Here is a 14,911-nt window from a genome sequence, read left to right on the forward strand (position 1 = left end):
GACTGGGACGCCCGCGAGGCGCTGGCCGGCCCGGCGCTGGCCCTGGCGGGGGCGCAGGACCCCATCGTGCCGCCGGCCATGACCGAACAGGCGCTGAGCGGCATTGACACCGCGTGGCACCCGGAGGGCGGACACTTGCTGCCGCTGACCGCGCCGGGCTGGTGCGCGGAGCGGATCGCCGCCTTTGCCGCCGGGCTGTCGAAATGACCCTCGACCCGCGCAAGGCCGCCATCGCCGCCGCCTTCGGCAAGGCCGCTCTCCGCTACGAAGACCACGCCGCCGTGCAGCGCGTCGCGGCGGAACGTCTGGCGGAGCGGGTGGCCCATCTGCCCCTGCCGCCCCGCCCCCGCGTGCTGGAGATCGGCTGCGGCACCGGTTTCCTCAGCCGCGCCCTGCGCGGGCGGATCGGCCCGGCGGACTGGCTGCTCACCGACCTGTCGCCGGACATGCTGGCGCGTTGCCGCGCCGCGCTGGGCGATCCGACCGACTCCGAGTTCCGGATTCTGGATGGCGAAACGCCGGACCTCGACGGTCCCTTCGACCTGATCGTCTCCAGCCTCGCCCTGCAATGGTTCCGCGATCCCGCCGCCGCCCTGGCGCGCTGGGCGGGGCTGCTCGCGCCGGGCGGACGCATCGCCTTCGCCACGCTCGCCGCCGACAGCTTCCGGGAGTGGCGGGAAGCCCACCATGCGCTGGGGCTGGAGGCCGGGGTGCCCGCCTACCCCACCCGCCACGACCTCGACCGGCTGTGGCCCGGCGGCGGCGCGGGAACGGTGGAGGAGGACCGGCTGCTCCGCCGTCACGCCGACGGGCTGGAGTTCCTGGCCGAACTGAAGGGCATCGGCGCCCATCTGCCGGCGGAGGGCCGCCGCCCCCTGCCGCCGGGCGCCCTGCGCCGCGTGCTGCGCCGGCTGGCAAGGCCGGAAGGATTGACCATGACCCACCACATCGCCTACGGCCTGTTCCGCAAGGACGGCGCCAAACCCCGCGGCGTCTTCGTCACCGGCACCGACACCGGCGTCGGCAAGACGCTGGTCTCCGCCTGCCTCGTGCGGGCCTGGGACGCCGCTTATTGGAAGCCCCTGCAAACCGGCCTGAAGGACGAGCCGGGCGACACCCCCACCGTCGCCGGCCTCGCCGCCCTGCCCGCGGAGCGCGTCCACCCGCCGGCCTACGCGCTGGCCGAGCCGCTGTCTCCCCTGGCCGCCGCGGATCTGGAGGGCGTCGCCATCGACCCCGGCGCCCTGGCGCTGCCCGACACCGGCCGTCCGCTGGTGGTGGAGGGGGCCGGCGGGCTGATGGTCCCGGTGACCGGGGACGTCTTCATCATCGACCTGATCGCCCGTTTCGGCCTGCCGGTAGTTCTGGTGGCGCGCAGCACGCTCGGCACCATCAACCACACGCTGCTGAGCCTGGAGGCGCTGCGGGCGCGCGGGCTGGCGGTGGCCGGGGTGGTGCTGAACGGCCCGCCCAACCCCGGCAACCGCGCCGCCATCGAGCGGTTCGGCAAGGTCCCCGTGTTGGCCGAAATCCCCACGCTCTCGCACATCGACGCCGCGTCCGTCGCCGAGGCGGCGGCCCTCATCCCCTCCTTCGACCGCGTGTTTCCATGACCGACACCATCGCTCTCGACCGGCTTCACGTCTGGCACCCCTTCACCCAGGCGCAGACCGCGCCGGAACCGCTGGCCGTCACCCACGGCGAAGGGGTGAGCCTGTTCACCGAGGACGGGCGGGAGATCCTGGATCTCATCTCCTCCTGGTGGGTGAACCTGCACGGCCACGCCCACCCGGCCATCGCCGGGGCCATCGCCGAGCAGGCCCACAGGCTGGAGCAGGTGATCTTCGCCGACTTCACCCACGCCCCCGCCGCCCGCCTCGCCGCCCGCCTCGCCGAGGTGCTGCCGGGGGACCTCAGCCGCGTCTTCTTCTCCGACAACGGCTCGACGGCGGTGGAGGTGGCGCTGAAGCTCGCCTGGCAGTACTGGCGCAACAAGGGCGAGGGACGGCGGCGGCGCTTCCTGGCCTTCGAGGGCAGCTATCACGGCGACACCTTCGGTGCCATGGCGGCGGGGGTCGGCTCCGGCTTCTACGAGCCGTTCCACGAGCTTCTCTTCGCCGTGGACCGCATGCCCTACCCCGCCACCTGGGACGGCGACCCGGAGGTCGAGGCGAAGGAGGCCGCGGCGCTGGACTGGCTGGACCGCTGGCTGGCCGCCAACGGCGCGGAGATGGTCGCCGTCATCATCGAACCGCTGGTCCAGGGCGCCGCGGGCATGCGCTTCTGCCGCCCGGACTTCCTGCGGGCCATGGCCGCGCGGGTGCGGGCGGCGGGCGCGCTGGTGATCTTCGACGAGGTGATGACCGGCTTCGGGCGCACCGGCGCCCTGTTCGCCAGCCAGAAGGCCGGGGTCGCGCCGGACCTGATCTGCCTGTCCAAGGGGCTGACCGGCGGCTTCCTGCCGCTGTCGGTCACCGCCTGCGGCGAAGCGGTCTACGAGGCGTTCAAGGGCGCCGGGTTCGACCGGGCCTTCGCCCACGGCCACAGCTTCACCGCCAACCCGCTGGGCTGCGCCGCGGCGCTGGCCTCGCTGGACCTGACCACCTCGGCGGAGACCGCCGCCAGCCTCAAGCGCATCGAGGAGCGGCACCGCGCCGCCATCGCCGACCTGTCCAAGCACCCGAAGCTGTCGCGCGGGCGCGTCATGGGCACCATCGCCGCCATCGAGGTGACCGACGCGCAGGGCTACACCGCCGCGGTCGGGCAGACGCTGAAGCGCTTCTTCCTGGACCGGGGATTGCTGCTGCGCCCGCTCGGCCCCGTGATATACCTTCTGCCGCCCTATTGCGTGACGGACGGACAATTGGACCGTGCCTACAGCGCGATCCGCGACGCCGCCGATACCCTTCTCTGACCCGCCTTTGACCCGAGGACCGATGATGCCCGACACCGCCATGCCGACCGCGGACTCCGCCGCCACCGCCGCCACCGCCCGGCGCTGGACCCGCGAGGACATCCTGGCCCTGTTCGAGCTGCCCTTCATGGAGCTGCTGCACCGCGCCCACGAGACGCACCGCCAGCACCACGACCCGAACAAGGTCCAGCTTTCCACCCTGATGAACATCAAGACCGGCGGCTGTCAGGAGGACTGCAAGTACTGCGCGCAGAGCGTAAAGTACGACACCGGCCTCGCGGCGGAGAAGCTGCTCGACCGCGCCCAGGTGCGCGCCGCCGCGGAGAAGGCGAAGAAGGCGGGGGCGGGCCGCTTCTGCATGGGTGCCGCGTGGCGGGAGTTGAAGGACCGCGACGTGGAGAAGCTGGCGAACATCGTCCGCGACGTGAAGGACCTGGGGCTGGAAGCCTGCATGACGCTGGGCATGCTGACCCGCCCGCAGGCCGACGCGCTGAAGGACGCCGGGCTCGACTACTACAACCACAACCTCGACACGTCGGAGGAGTTCTACGAACAGATCGTCTCCACCCACAGCTACCGCGACCGGCTGGACACGCTGGCCAACGTCCGCGACGCCGGGCTGAAGGTCTGCTCCGGCGGCATCGTCGGGCTGGGGGAGAGCCGGGTGGACCGCGCCGGCCTGTTGGAGACGCTGGCGAACCTGTCGCCGCAGCCGGAAAGCGTGCCGATCAACAAGCTGGTGTCGGTCGCCGGCACCCCGCTGGGCGGCGTGGACGTGCTGGACGCCTTCGAGTTCATCCGCACCATCGCGGTCGCCCGCATCCTGATGCCGCGCTCCTACGTCCGCCTGTCGGCGGGCCGCCGTTCGCTCAGCGACGAGGGGCAGGCGCTCTGTTTCTATGCCGGCGCGAACTCCATCTTCTATGGCGACAAGCTGCTGACCACCGGCAACCCGGAGCACGAGGCCGACCAGCGGCTGTTCGACCGGCTGGGGCTGGAGGCCGACGGCGGCGCCCACTGACGCGCCGGCGCCCTCCCCCCGCATCAAGAAGAAACGGGGGGAGGACGCCGCCATGGACGACATCGCCGCCAAAGCACCCAAGACCCACTACACCTCCGCCGAGGTCACGGCCCTGTCGCATCTCTACCGGGCCGAGATCTACCGCAGCACCGTCTGGCGCACGCGGCTGGACGCCACCACCAACTGGGCGGTCGTCACCACCGGCATCGCCCTGTCGCTGACCTTCAGCAGCGCCACCGCCTCCCCCCTGCCGCTGGTGCTGGTGGGGCTTCTGGTCGCCGTGTTCCTCTACATCGAGGCGCGGCGCTACCGCTTCTTCGACTTCTGGCGGATCCGCGCCCATGTGCTGGAGCTGTATTTTCTCGGCCCCATCCTGCGCGGCCAGGGCGACCAGTTCGCCAGGGGCTGGAACGAGACGCTGTTCCAGGACTACCAGCACCCCAACCTGCACATCACCTATCGGGAGGCGGTGGGCCGCCGGCTGCGGCGGAACTACGGCTGGATCTTCCTGATCCAGGTGGTGGCCTATCTGGGCAAGTTGATGATCCACCCGGTCCCGCTCTCCAGCCTGGAGGAGTTCTTCGCGCGGGCGACCATCGGGCCGGTGCCGGGGGAGATCGTCCTGCTCTGCGGCCTCGCCTTCCACGGCGCCTGGATGGCCATCGCCTTCCGCACCTACCGCAGCCGCCGCGGCGCCGACCGCGAACGCCCGCCGCCGCCCACCACCGACGCCGTGCTGGATCTGGCGCGGGGGCCGTGAAACCCAAGCCCCTCTCCCGCCCCGGGAGAGGGATGCATCGGCGCATTGGCGGTACCCCTTCCGATCAGGCCTCCCCCTTTTGCACGCCGTGGCATAAATGGGATCAGCACCGCCGCGCTCACGCCATGCAACGGATCGTCTTGTGTTCTCCTTCCGCGGGGAGATAGAAGGTGCACCATCGGATGCGGTTGCGCGGTCATACCAGAAGGACACCCGTTCACCGGGCTGGCCTTCCCCGGTTCCCCGCACAGCCGACGGCCGGACGACCATAGAGGTGAACGAGGATTTCACGATGGCGAGCCAGGGCGAGAACAAGTGGGTTTACAGCTTCGGTGCCGATGCCACCGAAGGCCGGGCGGACATGAAGAACCTGCTCGGCGGCAAGGGAGCCAATCTGGCCGAGATGGCCAATCTGGGCCTCCCGGTTCCTCCGGGTTTCACCATCACGACTGGGGTCTGCACCTATTTCTATGCCAACGGCCGCAACTATCCGCCGGAGCTGAAGGCCCAGGTGGAAGCCGCGGTGAAGCGGCTGGAGCAGGCCATGGACGCCACCTTCGGCGATCCGGCCAACCCGCTGCTGGTCTCGGTGCGCTCGGGCGCCCGCGCCTCCATGCCGGGCATGATGGACACGGTGCTGAATCTCGGCCTGAACGACGCGACCGCCGCCGGCCTCGCCAAGCGCTCGGGCGACGCCCGATTCGCCTACGACAGCTACCGCCGCTTCATCCAGATGTACTCGAACGTGGTGCTGGACGTTGACCACCACCACTTCGAGGAGATCCTGGACAACCACAAGCGCGACAAGAACCACAACCTCGACACCGATCTGAGCGCCGCCGACTGGCAGGCCGTGATCGAGGACTACAAGAAGGCCGTCGAGCACGAACTCGGCCGGCCCTTCCCGCAGGACGTGCAGGAGCAGCTCTGGGGCGCCGTCGGCGCCGTGTTCGGCTCCTGGATGAACGCCCGCGCCATCACCTACCGCAAGCTGCACGACATCCCCGCCGACTGGGGCACCGCCGTGAACGTGCAGTGCATGGTGTTCGGCAACATGGGCAACGACTGCGCCACCGGCGTGGCCTTCACCCGCAACCCGTCCACCGGCGAGAACGCCTTCTACGGCGAGTATCTCGTCAACGCCCAGGGCGAGGACGTGGTGGCCGGCATCCGCACGCCGCAGCACCTGACCATCGCCGGGAAGCAGGCCAACAAGTCCGACCTCCCCGCCATGGAAGAGGTGATGCCGGAAGTCTTCAACCAGCTGAACGAGGTCCGCCTCACGCTGGAGAAGCACTACCGCGACATGCAGGACATCGAATTCACGGTCCAGCAGAACAAGCTGTTCATGCTGCAGACCCGCAACGGCAAGCGCACCGCCCCGGCGGCGCTGAAGATCGCCGTCGATCTCGCCGACGAGGGTCTGATCGACAAGGCCGAGGCGGTGCGCCGCATCGACCCGGCCTCGCTCGACCAGCTCCTCCACCCGACGCTGGACCCGAAGGCGGAGCGCAAGGTCATCGCCAAGGGCCTGCCGGCGTCGCCGGGTGCGGCCTCGGGCAAGGTCGTCTTCACCGCCGACGAGGCCGAGACGCTGGCCGGCCAGGGCGAGGCGGTCATCCTCTGCCGCGTCGAGACCTCGCCGGAGGACATCCACGGCATGCACGCCGCCCGCGGCATCCTGACCACCCGCGGCGGCATGACCAGCCACGCCGCCGTGGTGGCCCGCGGCATGGGCCGCGCCTGCGTGTCGGGTGCGGGTGACCTCCGCGTGGACTACAAGACCAAGACCATGTCGGTCCGCGGCATCGCCATCAAGGAAGGCGACATCGTCACCATCGACGGTTCGACCGGCGAGGTGATGCTGGGCGAGGTGCCGACGATCCAGCCGGAGCTGTCGGGCGATTTCGCCACGCTGATGGGCTGGGCCGATTCGCTGCGCCGCATGAAGATCCGCACCAACGCGGAAACCCCGCTGGACGCCCGCACCGCGCGGAAGTTCGGCGCGGAGGGCATCGGCCTGTCGCGCACCGAGCACATGTTCTTCGACCCGGACCGCATCCTGGCGGTGCGCGAGATGATCTTGGCGGAGAGCGAGGCCGGCCGCCGCGCCGCGCTGGCGAAGCTGGAGCCCTTCCAGAAGAAGGACTTCGTCGAGCTGTTCACCATCATGTCGGGCCTGCCGGTGACCATCCGCCTGCTCGACCCGCCGCTGCACGAGTTCCTGCCGAACACCGAGGCGGAGATGGCGGAGGTCGCCAAGGCCACCGGCACCGACCAGCTCAAGGTGAACCACCGCGTCGTGCAGCTGCACGAGGCGAATCCGATGCTCGGCCACCGCGGCTGCCGCCTCGGCATCACCTACCCCGAGATCTACGAGATGCAGGCCCGCGCCATCTTCAGCGCGGTCGCCGAGGTTTCCAAGACCACGGGCGAGACGGTGATGCCGGAGGTCATGATCCCGCTCATCGGCACCAAGAAGGAGCTGGACATCCTCAAGGCCGTCGTGGACCGCGTCGCCAAGGAGGTCATCGAGCAGACCGGCGTCAGCTTCGACTACATGGTCGGCACCATGATCGAGCTGCCGCGCGCCGCGCTGAAGGCCGGTGAGATCGCGGAGACGGCGGAGTTCTTCTCCTACGGCACCAACGACCTGACCCAGACGACCTTCGGCCTGTCGCGCGACGACGCCGGCGCCTTCCTGCCGGAGTACCAGCGCCAGGGCATTCTGGAGCACGACCCGTTCCAGACGCTGGACCAGGACGGCGTGGGCGAGCTGATCGCCATCGCCACGGAGCGCGGCCGCAAGACCCGTCCGAACATCAAGCTCGGCATCTGCGGCGAGCATGGCGGCGACCCGGCCTCCATCTCCTTCTGCGAGAAGGTCGGGCTGGATTACGTGTCCTGTTCGCCCTACCGCGTGCCGATCGCCCGTCTCGCCGCCGCCCAGGCGGCGCTGGACGCCGACACGGTGAAGCGCGACTGACCGACCCGACGACGCGAAGGCCCCCACCCCGGGGGCCTTCGTTTTTTCTGGGATGTGTTTCCGTGGACCCTGACGCCGCCCTTCCGACCCGGCACATCGACCTGCTGACCGACCGTCTCGGCGCCTGCCTCGACGAGGGCGACGGCCCCACCACGGCCCGCGCGGCGGTGGTGGCGGTCCGGGCGGGTCCACGGTCCTGGACCGCCGGCCTCGCCCGCGGCGGGGCGGCGCCACCGCCCGTCACGGCCCGCTTCCTGGTCTACAGCGTCACCAAGACCCTGACCGCCGCCGCCCTGCTGCGGCTGTGCGGGCGGGGCCTGATCGACCCCGACGCCCCGCTGGACCGCTGGCTGCCGGACTTCGCGGCGGCGGACCGGATCACCCTGGCCCAGCTTCTCGCCCACCGGGCGGGCCTGCGCAATTACGGCGGCAGCCCCGCCTACCATGCCGCCGTCCGGGCGGGCGGGGAGCCCTGGAGCGAGGAGGAATTCCTCCGGCACTGCCGCGCCGCCGACCTGTTCGCCCCGCCGGGGCGGGAATTCTCCTACTCCAACATCGGTTATCTGCTGGCGAAACGGGTGCTGGAGCGGGCCTCCGGCCTGCCCTTCGCCCAAGCGCTGGAGCGTGAGCTGTTCGGCCCGCTGGCGCTGACCGGCTGGTCCGTGCCCTCCGGCCGCGGCGACCTGTCCGGCCTGAGAACCGGTCCCAGCCCCTATCTCGGCGGCAGGGAGGGACCGCCCGCCGACGTGGCGGCCCTCTACCATCCGGGCTGGGTGGCCCATGGCGTGGTGGCGGCGGCGGCGGCGGACATCGCCGGTGTGCTGCACGGGCTCTTCGCGGGCGGCCTGCTGCCCGACGCCCTGGCGGCGCGCATGCACGACTCCGTTCCGGTGCCGGGCACCATGCGCGGGCGCCCGTGGGTGGAGCCGGGCTACGGCCTCGGCCTGATGGTGGAGCGGGACGCGCAGGCCGGCCCCTATTGGGGACACACCGGAGGCGGGCCGGGCGGGTCGGCCTGCGCCTATCACTTCCCCGCCCGCAGGCCGGGGGAGGAGCCGGTGACCGTGGCCCTCCTCACCGATGGCGAGGACAACGACCAGGCGGAATGGATGACCGTGGAAGCCGCCGAGATCCTGAGGGGATGAGCCCTCAGCGCCGGTCGAACAGCTCCATTTCCCCCTCCACGGGGGTGCGCCTCAGCGCCTGGAGATAGTCCATTTCCTGATGCAGCGTCTCGCGCTCCGTCTCGGGGCGCAGCAGGCGGCGGAAGGCCCGGCCGGTGGCCGGGAAGAAATGGATGCGCCGGCCCTTGTCCCCGCCCAGATCCTGCACGGCCAGCGCCAGCCCCTCCCGCTGGACGTAATCCAGCGCGAAGGCGGCGTTGGCGGCGCCGACGTCCAGGCTGGTGTCGATGACGCGGGCGGCCCCGAACAGCTTGACTTCCATCCGCTCGCGCCGGGCGCCGCGCTCCAGCAGGTCGTTGATCAGACGTTCCATCGCCACGCTGCCATACCGGGTGGCGACCCCGAATCCATCGCCGCTGGCGGGAGAGCCGGGCAGCAGGAAATGGTTCATGCCGCCGACCTGCGCCACCGGATCGTTGATGCAGGCGGCGACGCAGGACCCGAGCGTGGTCACCAGCATGTCGTCGCCGCGGCTGGAGATCCGATGATGGCCCAGAACCACCGGCACCACATAGGCCCCGAATTCATGGTCGAGGTAGCTGCCGTCCGAGCGCAGCCCGCCGCTTCCGTCGCCACGCCGGTCGAAACCGGTGGAGGATTGGAAATGGAACGGTCCGGACAGAGGCATCGTCGTCGGCCTGCGGGGGAAACGATCACCGCCGATGGTAACCCATCGCACTTAAAGAAAATACAAAATATCCGCCCCACCCACCGTTGCCCACCCGTCGTTGAGCAGCGCCTCAGAGCGGCACGACCCAGGACGCCTCCCGCCCCTTCGGCGCGGCGCGCACCCGCAACAGCACCCGCTGTCCGGATTCCAGGCCGCTCAGGTTGCAGCGGCGCAGGACGCTCTTGTGGACGAAGACGTCCTTGGCGCCGTCGTCCGCGGTGACGAAGCCGAATCCCTGGTCGGGCTTGAACCACTTTACGGTGCCGGTCAGTTCCTCCTCCGGGCCGAACGCCGCGTCGCGGTGGGAGGTGCGGCCCGCGGCCCCCTTCGTGGACGGCGGCGCCCCCGCGCTCAGCACCTCCACGATGGCCGCCACCTGCGGCCCCTTGGCGCCGGGGGCGACCCGGCACAGAAGCTCCGCCCCGTCGCCGATCTCGTGGAGCCCGGCCCGGTTGAGGGCGGAGATGTGCAGGAAGGCGTCATCCGTCCCGTCCTGCGGCGCCACGAAGCCGAAGCCCTTGGCCGGATCGAACCATTTGACCAGGGCGCGGAGCGGCACGCCCTCACCGGGGTAGGGGGCGGCGAGGGCGTCGCCGGAATGCGAATCGGCTGAAGGCAAGGTTCCGAACCTTTCGGACAAGGCGCCACGCGCGATGAAAACGGACCGGCGCCGCCCAACATCGCCGGACCGTTCGCCGGGCATGAATTTAGCCACACTGAAAATAGGGACTCCAGAGTAATTTTTTCGTCACAGCCGCCGCTCCCTCTGGTCACGGCACCGCTGTGGGGACCATTTCTCCGGATGACGGAGGACAAAAAGGGTTACATTGGGGGTATGGCCAACCAACAAGGCGAAAATGCCGGCAAGGCCCCATACAAATAAGGAACAAGGGAGGGAGAACGATCATGGGTGATGCGGCACGCAGCCTGCCCGACCAGACCTGGACCCTGGGCTATCCGCCCGACGTGGACTGGAACGCGCCGATTCCGGTGAAACCGCTGACCGCCCTGCTGGAGGAAGCGGCGTCCCGCTTCGCGGACCGTCCCTTCCTCGACTTCATGGGCAAGCGCTCGACCTACGCCGAAGTGGCGCGGATGGTGGACCGCGCCGCCCGCGGCTTCCAGGCGATCGGGGTCGGCAAGGGCGTGCGCGTCGGTCTGTTCCTGCCCAACACGCCCTATTACGTGATCTGCTATTTCGCGATCCTGAAGGCCGGCGGCACGGTGGTGAACTTCAACCCCCTCTATGCGGAGCGGGAGCTGCACCACCAGATCACCGACAGCGGCGTGGAGCTGATGGTCACGCTGGACCTGACGGTGCTCTACGGCAAGATGGCGCGGATGCTGGCCGAATCGGGGCTGAAGCGCTTGGTGATTTGCCCGATGGCCGACATCCTGCCCTTCCCCAAGAACTGGCTGTTCCCCATCGTGAAGCGGGCGGAGGTCGCGCGCGTCCCATCGGACAGCCGGCATCTGTCCTTCCGCCGGCTCGTCGCCAACGACGGGCGCCCACAGCCGGTCGCCATCGACCCGGCGCAGGACGTGGCGGTGCTGCAATACACCGGCGGCACCACCGGCGTTCCCAAGGGCGCCATGCTGACCCACGCCAACCTTTTCGCCAACACCGAGCAGTGCAGCCTGTGGTTCGTCGGCGCGCGGCAGGGGCAGGAACGGATGCTGGGCGTGCTGCCCTTCTTCCACGTCTTCGCCATGACGGTGGTGATGAACTTCAGCATCCGCATCGGGGCGGAGATCGTCATGCTGCCCCGCTTCGAGCTGGATCAGGTGATGGAAACCATCCACGCCAAGAAGCCGACCCTGTTCCCGGCGGTGCCGACCATCTACACGGCGATCAACCACCACCGGCATCTGGAGAAGTACGACCTGTCCTCGATCCGCTACTGCCTGTCGGGCGGCGCGCCCCTGCCGGTGGAGGTGAAGGAGGCGTTCGAGCGGAACACCGGCTGCGTGCTGGTGGAGGGCTACGGCCTGTCCGAATCCTCGCCGGTCGCCACGGCGAATCCGGTGACCGGGCTGAACAAGGCGGGGTCCATCGGCCTGCCCCTGCCCGGCACCCTGATCGAGATCCTCAGCCTGGAGGAGCCGCGCCGCGTCCTGCCCGTCGGCGAGAAGGGCGAGGTCTGCATCCGCGGCCCCCAGGTGATGAAGGGCTATTGGAACAAGCCGTCGGAAACCGCCCTGACCCTGGTGGACGGGCGCCTGCACACCGGCGACGTCGGCTATATGGACGAGGACGGCTACACCCACATCGTGGACCGCATCAAGGACATGATCCTGTGCAGCGGCTTCAACGTCTACCCGCGCAACGTGGAGGAGGCGATCTACCTGCACCCCGCCGTGGCCGAATGCGTGGTCGCCGGCCTGCCCGACGAGTACCGCGGCCAGACGGTGAAGGCCTACATCCGCGTCGACGACGGCAAGACCCTGACCCGCGAGGAGCTGATCGACTTCCTCAAGGACAAGCTCTCGCCCATCGAGATGCCGAAGGCGATCGAGTTCCGCGACGAACTGCCCAAGACCATGATCGGCAAGCTGTCCCGCAAGGCCCTGCTGGACGAGGAGGAGGCGCGGCGGAAGGGCGCATAACGGGCCGCGTGGTCTTCCAGAGCCGCCTCTTCCAGAACCGCAGGGGGGCCATACGCCCCACCCCACCTTGCGGCCCCGCCCCCCGGACCCTATAAGGACGCTCGTCCTTTCTTTCGGTCCGGCGGCAAGGAAAAGCGCATGATCGTGGTCACCGGTGGGGCCGGTTTCATCGGCTCGAACCTCGTGGCGGCCCTGGCCGCGCGCGGCATCACCAACGTCGCGGTGATCGACCGCTTCGGCGATGGGGAGAAGTGGCAGAATCTCGCCAAGCGGGAACTCGCCACCCTCGTCGCGCCGGAGAACGCGCTGGCCTTCCTCGACCAGCACGCCGCGGAGATCGACGTGATCTTCCACCTCGGCGCCATCTCGGCGACGACGGAACGCGACGTGGACAAGATCGTCGCCAACAACGTCGCGCTGACGCTCGACCTGTGGCGCTGGTGCTCCTGGCGGGGCGCGCGGCTGATCTACGCCTCCTCCGCCGCGACCTACGGCGACGGCTCCGCCGGCTTCGACGACGACGGGTCGCCGGAGGCGCTGGCGGGCCTGCGCCCGCTGAACGCCTATGGCTGGTCCAAGCACCTGATCGACCGCCGCATCGCCCGCGTGGTGGCGGAGGGCGACATCGTTCCGCCGCAGTGGGCGGGCCTGAAGTTCTTCAACGTCTACGGCCCGAACGAGCGGCACAAGGACGACATGATGAGCGTCGTCGCCAAGCTGCACCCCCAGCTCAAGGCCGGGGAGCCGGCGCGCCTCTTCAAGTCGCACCGCCCGGATTTCGAGGACGGCGGGCAGCTCCGCGACTTCATTTACGTGGACGACTGCGTGGCGGTGATGCTGTGGCTGTACGACAACCCGCAGGTCAGCGGGCTGTTCAACGTCGGCACCGGCAAGGCCCGCAGCTTCAAGGATCTGGCGCTCGCCACCTTCGCCGCGCTGGGGCTGGAACCGCGCGTGGAGTATTTCGACATGCCGGAAGCGCTCCAGGGCAAGTACCAGTATTTCACCGAGGCGCGGACCGGCCGTCTGCGCGCCGCCGGATTCGACCGGCCCTTCACCGAGCTGGAGGAGGGCGTGCGCCGCTACGTCCAGGATTTCCTGTCGCAGCCCGACCCCTACCGCTGACGGTCCCGCTCCCCCGCCCAGGGGGAAAAGCCGAAACCACAGCCCAAACCACAGCCCAAACCACAGCCCAAACCACACAAGGCATCCGCCGCGCATGCTCGCCATCGCCTTCCCCGCCATCGACCCCGTGGCGTTCGAACTCGGGCCGATCGTCATCCGCTGGTACGCGCTGGCCTATCTGGCGGGCTTCGTGCTGGGCTGGCGCTACTGCTTGGCGCTGGCCCGCAGCACGCCGGGCCGCCCCTCGGCGGAGGATTACGACGACTTCCTGACCTGGGCGGTGGTGGGCGTCATCCTGGGCGGGCGGATCGGCTACGTGCTGTTCTACAACCTGCCCTTCTACCTTCAGAACCCGCTCGACGCGCTGATGGTCTGGCACGGCGGCATGTCCTTCCACGGCGGGCTGATCGGCGTCCTCGGCGCGATCCTGCTGTTCTGCTGGAAGCGGGGCCTGTCGCCGCTGGCCTTCGGCGACCTGATCGCCGCCGCGGCCCCCATCGGGCTGTTCTTCGGCCGCATCGCCAACTTCATCAACGGCGAGCTGTACGGCCGCCCGGCGCCTGACGTGTCCTGGGCGGTGGTGTTCCCGCGCGACCCGCTCCAGGTGCCGCGGCACCCCAGCCAGCTCTATGAATCCTTCCTGGAAGGGGCGGTGCTGTTCGTCCTGCTCGCCATCCTGGTGCGGATGCCCGGCGTGCGCGGGCGGGCTGGCATGACCGCGGGCATTTTCTTCATCGGCTACGGCCTGTCGCGCATCACCGCGGAGTTCTTCCGCGAGCCCGACCCGCAGCTCGGCTTCCTCTACGCCGGGGCGACCATGGGCCAGCTTCTGTCGGTGCCGATGGTGCTGTTCGGCGTCTGGCTGGTCGCCCAGTCCCGCCGCCGCCCCGCCGCCGTCTGACCCCGGAAGGTCCCGCCATGAGTGACGCCACGGACAGCCTCGCCCATCACCTCGCCCGCCGCATCCTGATGGACGGGCCGCTGTCGGTCGCCGCCTTCATGGCGGAGGCGCTGGGCCACCCGCGCTTCGGCTACTACATGCGCCAGGACCCCTTCGGCGTCTCCGGCGACTTCACCACCGCCCCGGAGATCAGCCAGATGTTCGGCGAGTTGGCCGGGCTGTGGTGCGTGGACACCTGGGCGCGGCTGGGCGGCCCCGCCCCCTTCCATCTGGTGGAGCTGGGGCCGGGCCGCGGCACGCTGATGCAGGACGCCCTGCGCGCCGCCGCCCTGGTCCCCGCCTTCCGCGAGGCCGCGCGGGTCCATCTGGTGGAGACCAGCCCGACCCTGCGCGCCCGCCAGCGGGAGACCCTGGCCGGCGTTCCGGTCCTGTGGCACGACCGGCTGGAGGATGTCCCCGAAGGCCCCACCCTGATCCTCGCCAACGAGTTCTTCGACGCCCTGCCCATCCGTCAGGTCCAGAAGACCGGCCACGGCTGGTTCGAGCGGCTGGTCGATCTCGACCCCGCGGCGCCCGCCGACGAGCCCCGCTTCCGCTTCGTTCTGGAAGCCTTCGGCAGCGCCGGCGCCCGGCTGATCCCGCCGCAGCTCCGCGACGCGCCGGAGGGCAGCGTGGTGGAGGTCTCCCCCGCCTCCCAGGCGGTGGCCCGGCTGATCGGCGGGCGGCTGGCCGCCCATCCCGGC

13 protein-coding genes are annotated in these 14,911 nt (G+C 70.0%); 11 read left to right on the forward strand and 2 right to left on the reverse strand.

The window, feature by feature from the left end; translation table 11 throughout:
• The 7 genes from QSG27_RS22195 to QSG27_RS22225 all read left to right on the forward strand — a co-directional run.
• Positions 1–207 (forward strand): alpha/beta fold hydrolase (locus QSG27_RS22195; protein ID WP_407653258.1); only part of this gene is annotated, 207 nt, incomplete at its 5' end.
• A complete protein-coding gene (bioD, locus tag QSG27_RS22200) occupies positions 204–1,613 on the forward strand; it encodes a dethiobiotin synthase (protein WP_306709967.1) in 1,410 nt (469 codons plus the stop codon). The genes QSG27_RS22195 and bioD, both read left to right, overlap by 4 nt.
• A complete protein-coding gene (gene bioA / locus QSG27_RS22205) occupies positions 1,610–2,914 on the forward strand; it encodes an adenosylmethionine--8-amino-7-oxononanoate transaminase (protein WP_306709969.1) in 1,305 nt (434 codons plus the stop codon). The genes bioD and bioA overlap by 4 nt, the downstream gene beginning before the upstream one ends.
• A 25-nt stretch (positions 2,915–2,939) precedes the next feature.
• The gene (gene bioB / locus QSG27_RS22210) at positions 2,940–3,935 is read left to right on the forward strand and encodes a biotin synthase BioB (protein ID WP_306709970.1); all 996 of its coding nucleotides are present in this window, start codon (positions 2,940–2,942) and stop codon (positions 3,933–3,935) included.
• 52 nt (positions 3,936–3,987) lie between these two features.
• Positions 3,988–4,695: a DUF2270 domain-containing protein gene (locus QSG27_RS22215; protein ID WP_306709971.1), complete on the forward strand. Its 708-nt coding sequence runs from the start codon at positions 3,988–3,990 to the stop codon at positions 4,693–4,695.
• A 292-nt stretch (positions 4,696–4,987) separates the two neighbouring features.
• A complete protein-coding gene (ppdK, locus tag QSG27_RS22220) occupies positions 4,988–7,681 on the forward strand; it encodes a pyruvate, phosphate dikinase (RefSeq protein ID WP_306709984.1) in 2,694 nt (897 codons plus the stop codon).
• 62 nt (positions 7,682–7,743) lie between these two features.
• Positions 7,744–8,826, forward strand: a complete 1,083-nt coding sequence (locus QSG27_RS22225) for a serine hydrolase domain-containing protein (protein WP_306709973.1) — start codon at positions 7,744–7,746, stop codon at positions 8,824–8,826.
• A 4-nt stretch (positions 8,827–8,830) separates the two neighbouring features.
• On the opposite strand, the gene QSG27_RS22230 is transcribed toward QSG27_RS22225, so the two are convergent.
• The gene (locus QSG27_RS22230; protein ID WP_306709975.1) at positions 8,831–9,493 is read right to left on the reverse strand and encodes a chemotaxis protein; all 663 of its coding nucleotides are present in this window, start codon (positions 9,491–9,493) and stop codon (positions 8,831–8,833) included.
• 112 nt (positions 9,494–9,605) lie between these two features.
• Positions 9,606–10,154, reverse strand: coding sequence for a cold-shock protein (locus tag QSG27_RS22235; RefSeq protein WP_306709977.1), 549 nt, complete (start codon positions 10,152–10,154; stop codon positions 9,606–9,608).
• A gap of 287 nt (positions 10,155–10,441) precedes the next feature.
• On the opposite strand from QSG27_RS22235, the gene QSG27_RS22240 reads away from it, so the two are divergent.
• The 4 genes from QSG27_RS22240 to QSG27_RS22255 form a co-directional block, all read left to right on the forward strand.
• Positions 10,442–12,142, forward strand: a complete 1,701-nt coding sequence (locus tag QSG27_RS22240; protein WP_306709979.1) for a long-chain-fatty-acid--CoA ligase — start codon at positions 10,442–10,444, stop codon at positions 12,140–12,142.
• Between the two features lie 138 nt (positions 12,143–12,280).
• A complete protein-coding gene (gene rfaD, locus QSG27_RS22245; RefSeq protein WP_306709980.1) occupies positions 12,281–13,267 on the forward strand; it encodes an ADP-glyceromanno-heptose 6-epimerase in 987 nt (328 codons plus the stop codon).
• A 94-nt stretch (positions 13,268–13,361) separates the two neighbouring features.
• Positions 13,362–14,168: a prolipoprotein diacylglyceryl transferase gene (gene lgt / locus QSG27_RS22250; protein WP_306709981.1), complete on the forward strand. Its 807-nt coding sequence runs from the start codon at positions 13,362–13,364 to the stop codon at positions 14,166–14,168.
• Positions 14,169–14,185: 17 nt separating this feature from the next.
• A partial coding sequence (locus tag QSG27_RS22255) for a class I SAM-dependent methyltransferase (RefSeq protein WP_306709982.1) occupies positions 14,186–14,911 on the forward strand: 726 nt, incomplete at its 3' end.

This window comes from Azospirillum isscasi, assembly GCF_030849505.1.
Taxonomy (GTDB): Bacteria; Pseudomonadota; Alphaproteobacteria; order Azospirillales; family Azospirillaceae; genus Azospirillum; species Azospirillum isscasi.

Excerpts from the sequence above, each read along its gene's own strand:
- bioD (WP_306709967.1), top strand. The coding sequence starts at position 204 with ATGACCCTCGACCCGCGCAAGGCCGCCATCGCCGCCGCCTTCGGCAAG.
- QSG27_RS22215 (WP_306709971.1), top strand. The coding sequence starts at position 3,988 with ATGGACGACATCGCCGCCAAAGCACCCAAGACCCACTACACCTCCGCC.
- bioB (WP_306709970.1), top strand. The coding sequence starts at position 2,940 with ATGCCCGACACCGCCATGCCGACCGCGGACTCCGCCGCCACCGCCGCC.
- lgt (WP_306709981.1), top strand. The coding sequence starts at position 13,362 with ATGCTCGCCATCGCCTTCCCCGCCATCGACCCCGTGGCGTTCGAACTC.
- QSG27_RS22240 (WP_306709979.1), top strand. The coding sequence starts at position 10,442 with ATGGGTGATGCGGCACGCAGCCTGCCCGACCAGACCTGGACCCTGGGC.
- rfaD (WP_306709980.1), top strand. The coding sequence starts at position 12,281 with ATGATCGTGGTCACCGGTGGGGCCGGTTTCATCGGCTCGAACCTCGTG.
- ppdK (WP_306709984.1), top strand. The coding sequence starts at position 4,988 with ATGGCGAGCCAGGGCGAGAACAAGTGGGTTTACAGCTTCGGTGCCGAT.
- QSG27_RS22230 (WP_306709975.1), bottom strand. The coding sequence starts at position 9,493 with ATGCCTCTGTCCGGACCGTTCCATTTCCAATCCTCCACCGGTTTCGAC.
- bioA (WP_306709969.1), top strand. The coding sequence starts at position 1,610 with ATGACCGACACCATCGCTCTCGACCGGCTTCACGTCTGGCACCCCTTC.